This is a genomic window from Phytopseudomonas argentinensis (genome assembly GCF_900113905.1).
Classification (GTDB): domain Bacteria; phylum Pseudomonadota; class Gammaproteobacteria; order Pseudomonadales; family Pseudomonadaceae; genus Aquipseudomonas; species Aquipseudomonas argentinensis.
Window position 1 is genome coordinate 841,690 of the sequence record NZ_FORC01000002.1, and the last position, 15,258, is coordinate 856,947.

Here is a 15,258-nt window from a genome sequence, read left to right on the forward strand (position 1 = left end):
AGGGCAAACGGGAAAAGGTTGATTGGGGTGGTGACGTCGTCACCCTGTTGAGGAGCCCGGGTGTTAGAGGCTCAAGCTCAACGACAGCTGATAGATGTTCCGGTCATAGGATTTTTCCCGCACGCTCGAATCGTTTTCGGTGTGGCGGTAACCCAGCGATACATCAGCCCAGCGCAGCGGGGAGTAAGTCAACTCCAAGCCATAGCTGGTACGGTCGTCCTGGCGCTCGGTTGCCTTGTAGTCGCGGTCGGAGTAGCGGTAGAACAGCTCCGAACTGATGAAGGCCGACCATTCGTGTTCCCAACCCAGGCGCGTGGTGGTGTCCTGAACGGTACTGGCACCATCTTCGCCTTCGTCGAAAGAACGACGCGTGTCGAGTTTGACGGTGGAGTAGGTGCGCGGTTCCCAGGCTACACCCACTTCCCACATCGGGCTGGTGTAGTCTTCGCGGCTGCTGCTGTCGAAATTCTTGCGCTGGGCGCCCAGGCGCACGGTGCCGGAGGTTTTGGCGGTGGCATCCCAGGTGGCGCCGAATAACAGGGCGTCATCGGTGCTGTCGCGGTCGCTCTCGCTGAGCACGTATTGATTGACGGTATGGCGCAGCTCGACCAGGGAGCGGGTGCTGCCACCCAGGCGGTGGTACCAGACGGAGTTCAAGGTAGTGCTGTCGCGGTCCTGGTCATCGTTCAGGCCGCCGCTGTTGCGATAGCGGATGGACTCGTAGTTGACGCCGAAGTCGATCTGGTTGAGCCCGGTCTGGGTACCGAAGGTGTACACGGCACCGGCCACGCCGCGATCGTATTTGTCGTTTTCGTCCTTGTCGGGGTCTTGCACGTCAGTGGTTTCCTCGACGCGGTGATAACCCAGGTTCCAGCGCAGGCGGTTGCGCGAGTCGAATTCCATGATGCTGCGAAAACGCAGGTGGTGGTCGGTGTGGCTGGCCTTGTCGTCGGAATGGTAGTTCTGATCATCGAGCTCGTACTCGAGCTGGTAGCCGGTATTGCGGGTCTCGGCACTGAGCAGGAATTTCGGGTTGATGCTGGTCACCCAGGAAGATCGCGCTTTGTTCAGGCCGCGGTAGTTACTGTCGTAGCTTTCGCCGACATCCAGGGTTGGCGTGAACTCGAACCCAGCCAGGTCGATGTGTTGTGGGTCAGTCGCCCAACTGGCTGTAGACAGCGTACCTGCTAATGAAGCCGTCAGTATTTTGGTGAGTTTCATGGTGCCAAATCCCTTCCCGGGGTCTATCGCTTGGTGTGGAGAACCGTCTGGCATTGCGACGAAAGGGAGCTGGCATGAGAATGTCAGTTACCTATCGCATTGACTTGCGGCCATTTTTCATGAGTCATTGGTTGTCGGCTCCCGTAAGAAGTTCCCTGGGGGCAGTGAAACTCGTCACAGCCGAACCGATAAAAAAACATGGAACTTAACGCGCTCTCCCGAATAGCGATTTGGCGGCTTTCGATTATCGGCGATTCGTCTGCAGCACCGCAGCATGGGCCGATGTCCCAAGGTTATCGTTCTTGACAGCGCCACCGTCTTGAAGCTGCTGAGCCTAATAGTGGCGCTTAGTTATCCAGCTGCGCATTTTCCTAGGACAGCGTTACAGCATTATTAATAAGTTGAGCAATATTCATGCCCCTTGAGTAAGGAGCTTCTCAGGCGGAATTGTCAGTCGCTGCGGATGATTGAAATCGAGCTGATTATTGCGTGCGGTTCTATCGGCAGCCGCGGCCTATATAAATGGTGCTCCAAGGCAGGTGTTGCGGCTATTTAGGTCTGCGCTGAGTAACTTGCAAAATAATGGCGCCATTAATGCGTCAGGGTATGCGCGCAGAAACTTACGCCTTTATTAGTGCCGCAGTACCAGCCCATCTTCCTGGTTTGATAGATAACCCGAAATAATGATGCCGGGCAGTCTGCCGTGTTAGGACTGGCTGTGGTCGCCTTGGTTTGCTGACAGGGCGCCCGATCCCCAGCCTGCACAGGCGCTTTAGAATGCTTTGATCCTGCCGCGCTGCACCGAATCGGGTTGTTGGTAGCTGTTTGCGCTGCATATCGGTGCATCTTGGATGCTGGATTTCAGGCTCCTGCCACGCGCCGTTATATGGCAACGCTGCGCAATACAACAAATCTCTTTACCTTATCGTGGACAGTGCGCCAGTGGCAGTGGGTTAGTGAAGTGAGGGTGATTAAAATCCGACAAGTGGTTGTCGAAAAGGTGTGGTGCGCAGGTATTTATTAGCATTGAAAGATGCATAGTAGATGCGTGTGATAGCTGTTTTAAAAAGTTCAATTTCCAATTGTAAGCGTTTTTATGGCGCCTGTTTTCTGTTGGTCATCAGCTTTTCGAGGGCAGGTTATCGGATTACCTGAACCGATCCTGCAGTCTCACATCTCCATTAGCGACCAGCAGTAAAAGGGCAGGATTCATAATGGCGAAGAGATATCAACTCTGATTAAGGATGATGAGTCATGTCGCATATATACGCAGTAGTTCTGACCTATAACCGCAAGGACCTGCTCAAGCGCTGCCTGGAGGCGTTGTACGCACAAACGAGACCCTGTGACGGCATCATCGTGATCGACAACGCCAGTACCGATGGCACCGAGCAGATGGTTCTGGATCTGGCCTTGGCGGATCTCGAACTATATGTGCTATCGGCCAACGTTGGCGCCTCGGGGGGCTTCAACGCAGGCTTTCGCATGGCCTATCAGCGCGGCGCCGATTTCATCTGGATGATGGATGACGACGTGATCCCCAGCCCCGACGCCTTGCAGCGTTTGGTAGAGGCCGATGAGTTGCTCGCCGCCCGGGACATCAAGCGCAGCTTCCTGCTGTCCGGTGCCTACACGCAGGAGGGGCTGGTCAACAATTCACCGGCGCTGGATCAGCGTCGCAACCGTATCGATTACGAGTGCTGGCCGGCCACGGTGGAGCTGGGCGTGATGCCGGTGGCGCGTGCCACCTTCGTGTCCATCCTGGTGCCGCGAGCAACGCTGACCGAGCATGGCGTGCCGATCTCGTCGATGTTCATCTGGGGCGAGGACACCGAGTTCACCCTGCGCGTGACGCGGGATGCGCCAGGCTACCTGGTGGGTGCCAGCAAGGTGCTGCACTTGCGTCAGGAGGGGGGCGGGGCCATCAACATCCGCACTGAAAGGAGCCCGGCGCGGATCCGCTATCACCGCCATTTCGTGCGCAACGAGCTGTTCATCACCCGCAAGTACGCCAGCCGCCGCCGGTTGCTGAAAACCCTGGCGTATCGCCTGTGGGGTACCGCCAAGCTGCTGCTTGCCGGCGAGTTCTTCAAAGCCCGAGTGACCCTGGTAGGGCTGCTGGAGGCGTTGGCGTTCTCGCCGCGGGTCGAACCGGCAGATGCGCCGCTGGCAACGCTGCGCGTGCAGGTACGGCAGGCGGTGCGCCCCGGCTTCGAGCTGGCCGCACCGGCGCCAGCCGAAGAAATGGGGCCGGTGGTCAGCTTCCTGCAGCCGGAAATGATGCCTCGCTCAATATAGTTTCCCGGTGCGGTCGGCAAGCAGAGGCCAGGCCGCATCCTTTTCCGACAGCGTGGTCACGGCCAGCGGCCAGTCGATTGCCAGCCGCTCGTCGTTGTAGCGCAGGCCGCGCTCGGCGCTCGGCGTGTAGGACGCCGATACCAGATAGCTGACCTCCACATCATCGCTCAGGGTCTGGAAGGAATGGGCGAAACCCGGTGGCACATACAGTTGCCGATGGTTGTCGGCGGTCAATTCGAACGCCTCATGCTGCAGGTAGGTGGGTGAGTCTTCCCGTATATCAACGATCACATCGACGATGGCGCCGCGGGTGCAACGCACCAGCTTGGCCTCCCCGTAGGGTTGCATCTGGTAGTGCAGGCCGCGCAGGGTGCCGCGGCGCGCCGAGCGCGAGGTGTTCTGCTGGACGAACTGGCTTATCAGGCCGTGGCGCTGGAACGCCTCGGCGCAGAAGGTGCGCGCGAAGTAGCCGCGTTCGTCGCCGCGCAGCTCGAGCTCGATCAGCCAGGCATCATTGAGCGTGGTGCTGTGAAAAATCATGGGTACTCCTGGCCGATGGCCGTGCGAAAACCTGAGGTGCTGGCGGCGTCTGGCGCGAACAGGCTTTCCTGTTCCGCATAGAGGCGATCGACCAGGCGGCCGGCCGGGAACTGCACGTCGTCGAAGGTCAGTGCCGTGTCCTTGGCGACCGCGCGCTTGAGCGTGCAGCCGAGCGCCAGGCCGATGGGCAGCAGGCTCTCGGCGCGGATGGCCGCCATGTTCTCGGCAACGCCGTAGGCTTGATAACCACCGAAATCGTCGATGCTGTCGCCCGGGCTCAGATCCTGCTTGGCCACTGCGATCACGCCTACGCTCGGCCCGCCGCTGGGTGTCAGCACCGGGTCGCTGAACAGCACCGCACGGGCCACCGAGTTGGGCACTTCGAAGTGGCAAAGGTGGTAGGGCGTGTAGAAGCTGTAATAGGGGCCTTTGCCGAGTTTGTAGAGCTCCAGGTAGTGGCGCTGCCGCGGGTTTTCCAGGGTGCCGATGACGAATACTCCAGGACCGGGCCGGGCGCCCACTACGTAGTCGACCAGGCCGGGCTCATGGGGATCGAGGTGCGACTCGAACGCTGCCAGGGTGTCCTCGATAGGCACCAGTGGCGCCCCCGGGTTGCCGCCGGAAAAGTCCGGGCCGAGCATGCCGCGACGAGCGACCCGCATGCCGGTGGCGTTGGCGACGATGGCCTGCTCGAAGGAAATCTTGGTGCCATCGGCGAACGAGGCGACCATCGCCGGCTTCTGGCCCCAGCGGCGCGCGAACTCCTGCTGGGTGGTCGGGTTGCGGTAGGGGTCGTGCAGGCCCTTGATGTTGCCGCACAGCACCGGCTTGACGCCCAGCCCCGCGACGAAACGATAGAGGTTCATCTGCACGCCTGGCTGGTCGCCATCCGAGAAGGTGTAGATGACCCCGGCCTGGTCGGCCTTGTGCTTGAGAATCGGGCCGATGGTGCCATCGAGCTCGGCGTTCATCTGCACCACGTGCTTGCCGGCTTGCAGGGCTGCCAGTACGGCATGGGCGGCGTACTCGATGGAGCCGGTCACTTCGATGATCGCGTCCAGGCCCTCGGCGCATGCCAGTGCCTGGGCATCCTCGGTGACCGCCGGCGTGCCGCTGGCGATAGCCCGTTCCAGCTCGGCCTGGGTGTCGCAGCGCAGCGGCTCGATACCGGCCTGGTCATACACGCCCACGGCGCTGCCGATGTTGCGGTTGGCCACGGCGCACAGGCGCATGCCGGTGGTGGCGGTGAGTATCTGCAGGGCGATGCCGCTGCCCTGGAAGCCCGCGCCAATCATGCCCACGCGAATGGGGCGGCCCTCGGCCTCGCGTTTGGCCAGGGCGGTGTCTACGATGATCATCGGTGCGGCTCCTTCAGTCCTTCCACTGTTTCCAGGGGGCGCCACTGGCCCAGGCGGTTTCCAGGGTGATCTTGTCGCGTAGCGAATCCATGCTTTGCCAATAGCCGTCATGGTGATAGCTGCCAAGCATGTCGAGTTCGACCAGACGATCCATGGGTTCGTTTTCCCAGGTGGTCTGGTCATCGTCGATCAACTCGAATACTTCCGGCTGGCAGACGAAGAAGCCGCCGTTGATCAGGCCGCCATCGGCCGCGCCTTTCTCGCGAAAGGCCTCTACACGGCTAAGGTCTTCGTTGAGTCGCAGCGCGCCGTAACGCCCGGGCTGGGTGACTGCGGTCAGGGTGCACCAGCGTTTCGAGGCCCTGTGCACCTCGACCAGTTGGCGAATGTTGACGTCGCTGACTCCGTCGCCGTAGGTCAGGCAGAAGGGGCCATCGCTGAGCAGGCGCATGGCGCGCTTGAGTCGCCCGCCGGTCATCGAGTCAGCACCGGTGTCGAGCACGGTGACGCGCCAGTCCTCGCTGACGCTCTCCAGCCAGTCGATGCTGCCGGTTTTCAGGTCAATGGTGTAGTCGGTACGCTGGGCGCGATAGTTGAGGAAATAGTCGCGGATATAGTCGACCTTGTAGCCGCCGAGAACCACGAAATCGTTGAAGCCGTGGTGCGCGTACATCTTCATGATGTGCCAGATGATCGGCCTGCCGCCGATCTCGACCATCGGCTTGGGGCGCACCGTCGTCTCTTCGCTCAGCCGGGTGCCGAAGCCACCTGCAAAGATCGCTACTTTCATGATGTTATTGCTCTCTCGATTAAGGGCGCTGAAATCGCGATAGGGCCGGACGGCCCCCGCAACGCGCTGTGCTCCCTAGCGGGAATACCAGCGCAGATCCTCGGACAGGCGAGCACTGTCGATATGGCCTTGCAGCACCCGCAGCCGCATCAGGGGCGAGGTGCGAAACTGGCTGTCGGCGAAATTCATGCCCTGGAGTCCGGCGATCAGTTGGCCGATGGATTTGTCCAGGGTCATTTGCGGTTGGTGATCGGGAGCAAGACGGGCGAACAGGCTGAAGTCGACCTGATAGGAACGGCTGTCGACTGGTGCGGCGGTGTTGATGCTTACCTCGGTACCGGGCAGAGCGGCGGCCACGGCGGCGGCCAGGTCGCGAACCTGATGGTTGCGCGCGTTGCTGCCGGTGTTCACGCGCAGGATGCGCCCACCGTTGTCGGCGCTGCGTTGGATGGCCCAGTCGATGGCGCGGGCCATGTCCGCGACGTCGATCAACGGGCGCCAGGGCGAACCGTCGCTGAGCACCGTGATGCGGCCTTCGCTGAGCGCGCCGGCGACGAAGTCGTTGAGCACCAGATCCAGGCGCAGGCGGTCGGACATTCCGCAGGCCGTGGCGAAGCGCAGGCTGGTGATCACCATCTCTCCGTCGATATCCGCGAGGGCATCCTCGCTGCCGATCTTCGAGCGCGCGTAGGCGGTCATCGGCGCGACCGGATCGTTTTCGGTGCGCGGCCCGCCTTCGGCCACGCCGTAAACACTACAGCTCGAAGCGAAAACGAAATTGCGTACGCCGGCGCGCGCAGCGGCCCGGGCAATGCGGATGGTGGCGTCCTGGTTGATCGCCGCGGTCACCCCGGCAAAGCGGTCGCCCATCGGGTCGTTGGACACCGCTGCCAGTTGTACCACGGCGTCGTAGCCGGCCAGTGCCTGTTCCGAGAGGTCACGCACATCGCCGAAGAACTGCTGCGCAAGGCGCTGTTCGGGCAGGGTATGGGCGTTAGTGAGGCAATGTGCGAAGTAGGCATTGTCATAGCCGTGCAAGACGGCCGAAGGGTGGCGAGCAGCCAGCTCGCGGATCACTGCGGGGCCGATATAGCCCATGTTGCCCAGAACGAGAATCTTCATATGCCATCCTTGCGCCGTCCAGGGGTGGACCGGCATCCAATAGATGGCCAGATAATATTACCGCGACAGAAAAATGCTGAATTTTTCTGATGAATGGTTTAGCGGTCTTAAGTCATTGATTATTAAGGTATTTTTATATGTATTTGATTTTATTGGCTTTTCGTTTAGACCCGGCACTGACCCCACGACCCCGCCTGGAGAACCCTGGAGCCCTTGAAAAGCCTGGTTTCTAAGGCTTTCAGGGGCTGCAGCGGGCCGTCGTGCAGGCCTTCACAGAATTTACATTTGCACGCTATGAGGATCGTGGACGAACCTCAGGATTGGCCAGCATGGAGGCTTCGCCACTGAAATAGGACAGTACGTTGGCGAAGGCATCAGCGAAATACAGCTCGTACCCCTCCCGCTCCACATAGCCCAGATGCGGCGTGCAGAGCACGGCTGGGTGCTGCAGGAGAGCATGATGTGGGTCGATCAGCGGCTCTTGTTCGAATACGTCAAGCGCTGCGAAACCTGGCCTGCCGCTGTTGAGGGCGTCGAGCAGGGCGCCCGGGGCAATCAACTCGGCACGGCTGGTATTGACCAGTAGGGCCGATGGCTTCATATGAGCCAAATCTTTGACGGTTACCAGGTGTCGGGTGCTGTCGGCGAGACGCAGATGCAGGCTGATCACATCGGCCTGGGAAAAGAACGCCTCTCGTGATTCGGCGGCCCGATGGCCGTCGGCCACGGCTGCCTGGCGTGACGCCTCACTGCCCCATATCAGCACCGGCATCTCGAAGGCCTGGGCGTAACGGGCAAGGCGTTGGCCGATCTTGCCGTAGCCCCAGATGCCCAGTGTCTGCCCGGCCAGGCGTTGGCCCAGATTGATCTGCCATTTGCCGGCATACATCGCCTGCATGGCAGGAAACAGCTGGCGCCGTGCATTCATGATCAGCGCCCAGGTCAGTTCGGCCGGTGCGATGGGTGAGCCGCGCCCCTCCATCACCGCCACACCGTGGCGGGTGCAGGCGGCTACATCCAGATGGCTGGAGACCTTGCCGGTCTGGCTGATCAGCTTGAGCTTCGGCAGGCGCGCCAGCAGTGCTTCATCTATACGGGTGCGTTCGCGGGTCAGCACCAGGGCGTCGGCGTCGGCAAAACGCTCGACGAGCACCTGCGCATCGTCCATGGCATCGTGGTAGAGGCTGACCTGATGCCCGGCCAGGGTGGCGAAGCAGTCGAGGCTGCGAATGACGTCTTGGTAATCATCGGGAATGACGATATGCATGGCGGCTCCAGAAACGCTTCAGGCTCCCGGAGGAGCCTGATTCGGTGGGATTAGCTGGCGCTCTGTAAGGTCGCTGCCTTGCGGCGGGCGCGCCAGATTCGCCAGATGGGCAAGGCTACCATCATCGCCACCAATGCCCATACGGCCAGGCTGATCGAACTGCTCCACAGGATGCTCAGATCACCGTTGGACAATGACAGGGCGCGACGCAGGTTCTGCTCCATCAAACCGCCGAGAATGAAGCCCAGCAGAATCGCCGATAGCGGGAAGTCCATCTTGCGCAAGATGTACCCGGCGACACCGATACCAATCATTAGGTACAGGTCGAACGCGGTGGCGTGTACGGCGTAGACGCCGATCGAGGTGATGATAGCGATGGCCGGCACCAGTGCCCAATAGGGCACGGCAAGGATCTTGGTGAAGATCTTTATCATCGGCACGTTCATCACGATCAGCATGATGTTGGCCACGAACAGCGAGGCGATCAGGCCCCAGACGATATCCGGCTGGTTCTGGAACAGCAGCGGGCCCGGGGTGATGTTGTACAGCGTCAGGGCGCCAAGCATCACGGCAGTGGTGCCCGAGCCCGGCACGCCGAGGGTCAGCATTGGCACCAGTGAGCCGCACGCAGAGGCGCTGTTGGCGGTTTCCGGCGCGGCCAGGCCACGCAGATCGCCTTCACCGAACTTGTTGTCCTTGGTAGCCAGGCGCTTTTCGCTCATATACGCCACGGCGCTGGCCAGGGTCGCACCGGCGCCCGGCAGAATGCCCAGGCCAAAACCGACCGCGCCGCTGCGCAGGTTGGTGGCCAGCACCGACAGGCCTTCCTTGAGGTTGAACAGCATGCGGCCCTTGGCTTCGATGGCCTTCTGACCGTGGTGGGTGCGCTCGAGCAGCACGAGGATCTCGCTGACCGAGAACAGACCCAGTACCAGCACCACGAACTGGATGCCATCGGCCAGGCCCAGGCTGCCGAAGGTGAAGCGGTACACGCCGCTGTTGGAATCGATACCGACGCACGACAGCAGCAGGCCGATGCAGCAGGCGATGGCGGTCTTCATTGGTTTGTTGCCGGCCATGCCGGCGAGGCAGGTGATGGCGAACACCATCAGCACGAAGTATTCGGCGGGGCCGAAGGCCACTGCCCATTTCGCCAGCAGGGGCGCGAACAGCACCACACCGCAGGTGGCCATCAGGCCGCCGACGAACGAGCTCCAGGCGGAGATCGACAGGGCAACACCCGCCTTGCCCTGACGCGCCAATGGGTAGCCGTCCAGGGTGGTCATCACGGCCGAGGCCTCGCCTGGGATGTTCAGCAGGATCGAGGAAATACGACCGCCGTATTCGCAGCCCAGGTACACGGCAGCGAGCAGGATCAGTGCGGTTTCCGGCGGCAGGCCGAGGGCGAAGGCGATCGGGATCAGCAGCGCCACGCCGTTGATCGGGCCCAGGCCCGGCAGCAGGCCGACGATGGTGCCGATCAGGGTACCGCACAGGGCGGTGAACAGGTTGTAGGGGCTCAGGGCGACGCCAAAGCCTTGTCCCAGGTAGCTGAAGGTATCCATGCAGTCAGAACTCCAGGCCGGAAAGCAGGCCAAGTGGCAGGGGTACGTCGAGGGCTTTGTCGAACAGCAGGTACAGGCCCACCGCGAGCAGCACGCCGGAGGTCAGGCTGGCTTTCCAGGTGCCCTCGTACAGGCGCGCCATGGCGATGGCGAACAGGGTGCTGGCGATGATGAAACCGGCCAGTTCGAACAGCGCGGAGTAGATCAGCAGGGCAACGATGCACAGCACGATCTTGCGAATCACGTGGCGATCCAGCGCGGGCTCGGCACCTTCGCCACTGGCCCGTGAGGGTCTGAACAGCAGGTAGATGGCGCCCAGGGCGATCATCACGAGCAACAGCAGCGGAAAGGCCCGTGGGCCTACAGGCTCGTATGAGAACGGCGCATGGTAGCTCCAGGCTGCCAACGACAGGCCGAGACAAAGCAGCAGGCTGACGCCCGCAAAAATACGGTCTTGCATGGTAGTGCTCCGTGAGGAGAGCCGAGCGGCTCTCCCGGAAGGGATTTATTCGACCAGCCCGAACTCGCGGCCCAGTTCGCGGTACTCGGCCACTTGCTTGCGGACGAGGGCCTGCAGGTCTGCGCCGCTCACGTACATTGGCAGCACGTCACGGTCGACCATGTAGCGTTCGAAATCGGGCGATGCCTTGAGTTTAGCGAACGCCTCACGCCACCACTGCACCTGCTCCTTGGGTACTTCCGGGCCGACGAAATAGCCACGGATCAGCGGCCACTGAATTTCATAACCCTGCTCGCGGGCGGTCGGAATCTCGGCTAGGTCGCCCGGCAGGCGTTCTTCGCTGAATACCGCCAGGGTGCGGATGTCGTTGCCTTTCTGTGAGGCGATTTCGCTGGCGCTGCCCGTGACCAGGTCGACGTGCCTGCCCATCAGCGCCATGTAATGCTCTGAACCGCCTTCGAACGCGGCGTAGCGCAGCTCGCTCGGATTGACGCCAGCGGCCTTGGCGAGCAGGGCGATCTTCATCCAGCCCTGGCCACCGATGCTGCCGCCACCGCCGACGACGATGCTTTTTGGATCCTTCTTCAGCGCCTTCACCACGTCGTCGAGATTCTTGTACGGCGAGTCGTCACGTACCGCCAGGGTGCCGTAGTCGGTGCCGATGGTGGTCAGCCACTGCACTTCGTTCTCGTCGAAACGACCGTATTTGCCCAATGCCAGGTTGAGCAGCGAAGCGCCGGAGAAGGCCACCAGGGTGCCGGGATCATTGCGGCGGTTGGCGACGATTGCGTTATAGGCCACGGCGCCGATGCCGCCCGGCATGTAGGTGACGCGCATCGGCGACTTGAGCACCTTGTGGTCTTTCAAGCCGGCCTGAGCGAGTTTACAGGTCAGGTCAAAGCCACCGCCCGGCTTGCTTGGCGCGATGCACTCGGGGCGATTGGGCTGATCGGCGTGGGCCGCTGGAAGGCCGCTTAGCAGCAGAGCGCCGGCGAGTGGCAAGAGGAATCGATTCTTCAATAATTTCATTGGGTTATACCTGTATTGGAGTTGTTTGCAGGTGAGCCGCCGGTTCACCAGATCGGCAGGGCGTAGCTCAGAATCAGGCGGTTCTCGTCCATCCCTCGGGCGAAATTGGCGCGATACGCCGCGTTGCGCCAAGTGACTTTCAGGTTCTTCAACGGGCCTTCGCTGAAGGCGTAGGCGAGGTCGGTGTTGCGCTCCCATTCCGCACCGGTGGTGCCGTTGGCCAGGTCGATGCCGCTGCCACGCACGTAGCGGGTCATGAAGGTCAGGCCGGGGATGCCCACCTTGCTGAAGTCGTAGTCATAGCGAGCCTGCCAGGAGCGCTCGTCGGGTCCGGCGAAGTCGTTGAGCTGCAGGAAGTTGGTCAGGTAAGGCGTGGCGCCGTTGACGTAGGTGAAACCGTCTTCGCCGCGCATCTGCTGGTAGCCCACGCCCAGGGCATGGCCGACCAGGCTGTAGGTGAACATGGCGTTGTACACCTGGTTGTCGATTTCGCCAGCACGTGCCTGGCCGCTCTCACTGTTGTTGAAGTAGCGCAGGTCGGCTTTCAGCTTGCCCGGGCCGAGTGCCAGGGTGTGCTGCAGGCCAAGGAAGTGCTGACGATAGATGTCGCTGAGCTGGCCCTGGTGATAGCTGACTTGGGTGTTGGGCGCCAGGGCGTAATCGAGGCCGCCGAAGCGCAAGTGGTCGCTGCTCGGGCTGGCACCGAAACGTCCGTTCTTGTTGTTCAGCGTCAGGTCGGCGGAGCCAGACACGTCGCGCTGCACCACGCGAGAAATCTCTCCGAACGAGGCCGTCAGGCGCTCGATATCCTTGCTCTGTACCTGCCAGCCTTCGAAGGTCTGGGGCAGCAGGCGGCTGTTGCTGAACTGCAGGGTGGGCATTTTCGGCAGCAGGGTGCCGGCCTTGAGGACGCTCTCGGCCACGCGCACCTTGGCAGTCACCCCAAGCTTGCTGTAGCCGTCTTCGGGGCGCCCTTTGCTGTCGCGTGGCAGCAGCGCGGTGCCGGAACGGTCCGGCGAGGAGTCGAGCTTGACGCCGAGCATGGCCAGGGCGTCGAGGCCGAAACCGACCGTGCCGCTGGTATAACCCGACTCCATATTGAGAATGAAGCCCTGGGCCCATTCTTCGCGCTTGTTCTGCCCCGGGCCGTCACGAAAATCACGGTTGAGGTAGAAGTTGCGCAGCTCCAGGCTGGCCTTGCTGTCTTCGATGAAACCGTCGGCCAGCGCCGTGCCGACGGCCAGAGGCAGGCCGGCCAGAACGGCAGCAGGGGCAACGGAGGCATGAAAAAGGTGTTTTCTTGTCATTATTAGGTACTCGTAAGGGCATCGTTGGATGGCATCAGTTCCTGCGGGCCGTGCCTCGCAGGGCCTGTGGCACATACACAGCACCAGCGAACAGACGGCGGGCGGTGCGAATCAGCGAGGCCTGCATGTTTTGCGGACGCGCGTCTTCGCCAGGCACCAGCGACACTTCGATTTCGCCACCTGGATGCTCCAGGCGCACCAGCGTCGCGCCGGTGACGGGGGCGATGTCGAACGCCACGCTGCCGGGCAGGGCACAGGCGCTGGCCAGGCCGATGGCGCCGGTGGCGGCGATCGAGCGGTGGCAGTTGTGGGGCATGAAATAGCGGGCCGACAGGGTGCCGCCCTTGCGCGGTGGCGCGAGCAGCACCGGCTTGGGAATCACCATCTGGCTGACGTCGCCCAGGCCCATGGCGGCGCCGGCCTGCAGGCGAATGCGCTCCAGGCGTTCGAGCAGCGCCGTGTCGGCATCCAGCTCGGCGGGGGTTTCGTAGCCGGTCTTGCCCAGCGCTTCGGCGTGCACCAGCACCATGGGCATGGCCATATCGATGCAGGTGGCGTCGACGCCATCGAAGTGATCGCGCACCTTGCCGGTGGGCAGCAGCTGGCCGGTCTTGGCGCCGGCGGCATCGAGAAACGTCAGCTTGATCGGCGCCGCGCTACCGGGCACACCATCGATAGTGGTGTCGCCGTCGTAGCGCACCTTGCCCTTGGGCGTCTGCACTTCCGAGTCGACCAGGGTATTGGTGTTGAGATTGCGAATGCGCACGCGGGTGACCGGCGTGCTGACGTTGACCAGACCATGCTCGATAGCGAACGGACCAACGGCGCAGAGCATGTTGCCGCAGTTGGGCGCGGTGTCGACACGCCGCTGGTTGACCATGACCTGCACGAACAGATAGTCGACATCGGCGTCGGGGTGATCGGAAGTGCTGACGATCGCTACCTTGCTGGTCTGCGGGCTGCCGCCGCCGATACCGTCGATCTCCAGCTCGTGGCCGGAGCCCATCACATTGAGGAGCAGCTCGTCGCGCTGGGCGATATCGGAAGGCAGGTGGTTGGCCAGAAAGACCGGGCCTCGAGATGTGCCGCCGCGCATCAGCACGCAGGGGATGGATTGCATGATGTCTCCAGTGCAATAAATTTACTTATTGTTGCTTTTGCTAAATGGTGAGCAGCTTGATTTGTTTTGTAAATTGCATATATTTCTTTAATTGATGTGTTATTTGCATTAATGCGCGAGCGCTGGCTTTGCGATGAGCGCCAATCGCCAAATGCGGTTTGAATGGACTAATCTGCTTTGCAAAATAAAAATATCGATTGATAGGTTTTTTGCATGAATTATGAGCTTCAGGACCTGCGCGCCTTCGTCAAGATCGCTGAATTCGGCAACTTCCACGAAGCTGCCAATGCCATCCACCTGTCCCAGCCTGCCCTTACCCGGCGCATGCAGAAGCTGGAGGAGGGGTTGGGCACCCAGCTGCTCGACCGCACCACGCGGCGGGTCAGCCTCACCGCGGTCGGTCGGGATTTCCTGCCCAAGGCCCGGCGCCTGCTCGATGATTTCGAGCGCTCCATCCTGGGCATTCGCGAGCTGGCCGAGCGTCAGTCCGGGCAGGTGACGCTGGCGTGCATCCCGACGGCAGCGTTTTATTTCCTGCCAACGGTGATCCGCGAGTTCAATCGCCAGTACCCCAAGATCCGCATCCGCATCCTCGATCTGAGTGCCCATGAGGGCCTGGAAGCCGTGCTGCGCGGCGAGGCGGATTTCGGCATCAACATGCTCAGCGGTCAACACGCCGAGATCGATTTCACGCCGCTGGTCAACGAGCCCTTCGTGCTGGCCTGCCGGCGTGACCATCCGCTGGCCGAACAGCCCCAGGTGGCTTGGCGTGAACTTAGCGACTACCGGCTGATTGGCGTCGGTCGCCTGAGTGGCAACCGGGTATTGCTCGATCATGGTCTGGCGCATCTGGACTGGCGGCCCAGTTGGTTCTACGAGGTACAGCACCTGTCTACGTCCCTGGGCATGGTGGAGGCAGGGCTGGGGATTGCCGCGATGCCGAGCCTGGCGATGCCGGCCGAGGATCATCCGATACTGGTACAGCGCCCCCTCGTCGATCCCGTGATCAGCCGTACCCTTGGGCTGGTGCGACGCCATGGATCGTCGCTGTCGCCTGCCGCGGAGCAGTTCGTCGATACACTGCTCAAGCAATGGCCCGGCTACACCGCCCTGGGGACGGACAAATAGGCCTAGGAGCGAGGAGGGCAGGTGATTCCGGTATCCGGCAGAAAGTGGCCCAA

General features: G+C 61.7%; 13 protein-coding genes. 2 read left to right on the forward strand and 11 right to left on the reverse strand.

All coding sequences use genetic code 11. From position 1 onward, the window contains the following. Positions 1-63 precede the first annotated feature (63 nt). A complete protein-coding gene (locus BM154_RS12340; protein WP_074883980.1) occupies positions 64-1,221 on the reverse strand; it encodes an outer membrane beta-barrel protein in 1,158 nt (385 codons plus the stop codon). Positions 1,222-2,475: 1,254 nt separating this feature from the next. Between BM154_RS12340 and BM154_RS12345 the strand changes: the two genes are divergently transcribed. Next, on the forward strand, positions 2,476-3,519 hold the full coding sequence (locus BM154_RS12345; RefSeq protein ID WP_074883983.1) for a glycosyltransferase family 2 protein: 1,044 nt from the start codon (positions 2,476-2,478) through the stop codon (positions 3,517-3,519). Here the strand turns inward: BM154_RS12345 and rfbC are convergent. From rfbC to BM154_RS12395, 10 genes are all read right to left on the reverse strand, one after another. After that, positions 3,511-4,059, reverse strand: a complete 549-nt coding sequence (rfbC, locus tag BM154_RS12350) for a dTDP-4-dehydrorhamnose 3,5-epimerase (RefSeq protein ID WP_074883986.1) — start codon at positions 4,057-4,059, stop codon at positions 3,511-3,513. The genes BM154_RS12345 and rfbC overlap by 9 nt on opposite strands. Next, complete coding sequence (locus tag BM154_RS12355) at positions 4,056-5,417, reverse strand: NAD(P)H-dependent oxidoreductase (RefSeq protein WP_074883989.1); 1,362 nt, start codon at positions 5,415-5,417, stop codon at positions 4,056-4,058. The genes rfbC and BM154_RS12355 overlap by 4 nt, the downstream gene beginning before the upstream one ends. A gap of 13 nt (positions 5,418-5,430) precedes the next feature. Beyond that, on the reverse strand, positions 5,431-6,207 hold the full coding sequence (gene rfbF, locus BM154_RS12360; RefSeq protein WP_074883991.1) for a glucose-1-phosphate cytidylyltransferase: 777 nt from the start codon (positions 6,205-6,207) through the stop codon (positions 5,431-5,433). 75 nt (positions 6,208-6,282) lie between these two features. Continuing rightward, positions 6,283-7,329: an NAD-dependent epimerase/dehydratase family protein gene (locus BM154_RS12365; protein ID WP_074883994.1), complete on the reverse strand. Its 1,047-nt coding sequence runs from the start codon at positions 7,327-7,329 to the stop codon at positions 6,283-6,285. Between the two features lie 292 nt (positions 7,330-7,621). After that, entirely contained in the window at positions 7,622-8,596 is a 975-nt protein-coding gene (locus tag BM154_RS12370; RefSeq protein WP_074883997.1) for a D-2-hydroxyacid dehydrogenase family protein, read from the reverse strand. 50 nt (positions 8,597-8,646) lie between these two features. Next, positions 8,647-10,161, reverse strand: a complete 1,515-nt coding sequence (locus BM154_RS12375; RefSeq protein WP_074884000.1) for a tripartite tricarboxylate transporter permease — start codon at positions 10,159-10,161, stop codon at positions 8,647-8,649. A 4-nt stretch (positions 10,162-10,165) separates the two neighbouring features. Beyond that, positions 10,166-10,621, reverse strand: a complete 456-nt coding sequence (locus BM154_RS12380; RefSeq protein ID WP_074884003.1) for a tripartite tricarboxylate transporter TctB family protein — start codon at positions 10,619-10,621, stop codon at positions 10,166-10,168. A 45-nt stretch (positions 10,622-10,666) separates the two neighbouring features. Beyond that, entirely contained in the window at positions 10,667-11,650 is a 984-nt protein-coding gene (locus tag BM154_RS12385) for a Bug family tripartite tricarboxylate transporter substrate binding protein (RefSeq protein WP_074884006.1), read from the reverse strand. A 44-nt stretch (positions 11,651-11,694) separates the two neighbouring features. Then, positions 11,695-12,957, reverse strand: coding sequence for an OprD family porin (locus tag BM154_RS12390; protein ID WP_074884010.1), 1,263 nt, complete (start codon positions 12,955-12,957; stop codon positions 11,695-11,697). Positions 12,958-12,991: 34 nt separating this feature from the next. Continuing rightward, complete coding sequence (locus BM154_RS12395) at positions 12,992-14,077, reverse strand: 4-oxalomesaconate tautomerase (protein ID WP_074884013.1); 1,086 nt, start codon at positions 14,075-14,077, stop codon at positions 12,992-12,994. 213 nt (positions 14,078-14,290) lie between these two features. Between BM154_RS12395 and BM154_RS12400 the strand changes: the two genes are divergently transcribed. After that, positions 14,291-15,205: a LysR family transcriptional regulator gene (locus BM154_RS12400; RefSeq protein WP_074884016.1), complete on the forward strand. Its 915-nt coding sequence runs from the start codon at positions 14,291-14,293 to the stop codon at positions 15,203-15,205. The last annotated feature ends 53 nt before the right edge of the window (positions 15,206-15,258 follow it).

Coding starts and splice junctions, on each gene's coding strand:
- rfbC (WP_074883986.1), bottom strand. CDS start 4,059: ATGATTTTTCACAGCACCACGCTCAATGATGCCTGGCTGATCGAGCTC.
- BM154_RS12400 (WP_074884016.1), top strand. CDS start 14,291: ATGAATTATGAGCTTCAGGACCTGCGCGCCTTCGTCAAGATCGCTGAA.
- BM154_RS12380 (WP_074884003.1), bottom strand. CDS start 10,621: ATGCAAGACCGTATTTTTGCGGGCGTCAGCCTGCTGCTTTGTCTCGGC.
- BM154_RS12370 (WP_074883997.1), bottom strand. CDS start 8,596: ATGCATATCGTCATTCCCGATGATTACCAAGACGTCATTCGCAGCCTC.
- BM154_RS12355 (WP_074883989.1), bottom strand. CDS start 5,417: ATGATCATCGTAGACACCGCCCTGGCCAAACGCGAGGCCGAGGGCCGC.
- BM154_RS12345 (WP_074883983.1), top strand. CDS start 2,476: ATGTCGCATATATACGCAGTAGTTCTGACCTATAACCGCAAGGACCTG.
- BM154_RS12385 (WP_074884006.1), bottom strand. CDS start 11,650: ATGAAATTATTGAAGAATCGATTCCTCTTGCCACTCGCCGGCGCTCTG.
- BM154_RS12375 (WP_074884000.1), bottom strand. CDS start 10,161: ATGGATACCTTCAGCTACCTGGGACAAGGCTTTGGCGTCGCCCTGAGC.
- BM154_RS12395 (WP_074884013.1), bottom strand. CDS start 14,077: ATGCAATCCATCCCCTGCGTGCTGATGCGCGGCGGCACATCTCGAGGC.
- BM154_RS12365 (WP_074883994.1), bottom strand. CDS start 7,329: ATGAAGATTCTCGTTCTGGGCAACATGGGCTATATCGGCCCCGCAGTG.
- rfbF (WP_074883991.1), bottom strand. CDS start 6,207: ATGAAAGTAGCGATCTTTGCAGGTGGCTTCGGCACCCGGCTGAGCGAA.
- BM154_RS12390 (WP_074884010.1), bottom strand. CDS start 12,957: ATGACAAGAAAACACCTTTTTCATGCCTCCGTTGCCCCTGCTGCCGTT.
- BM154_RS12340 (WP_074883980.1), bottom strand. CDS start 1,221: ATGAAACTCACCAAAATACTGACGGCTTCATTAGCAGGTACGCTGTCT.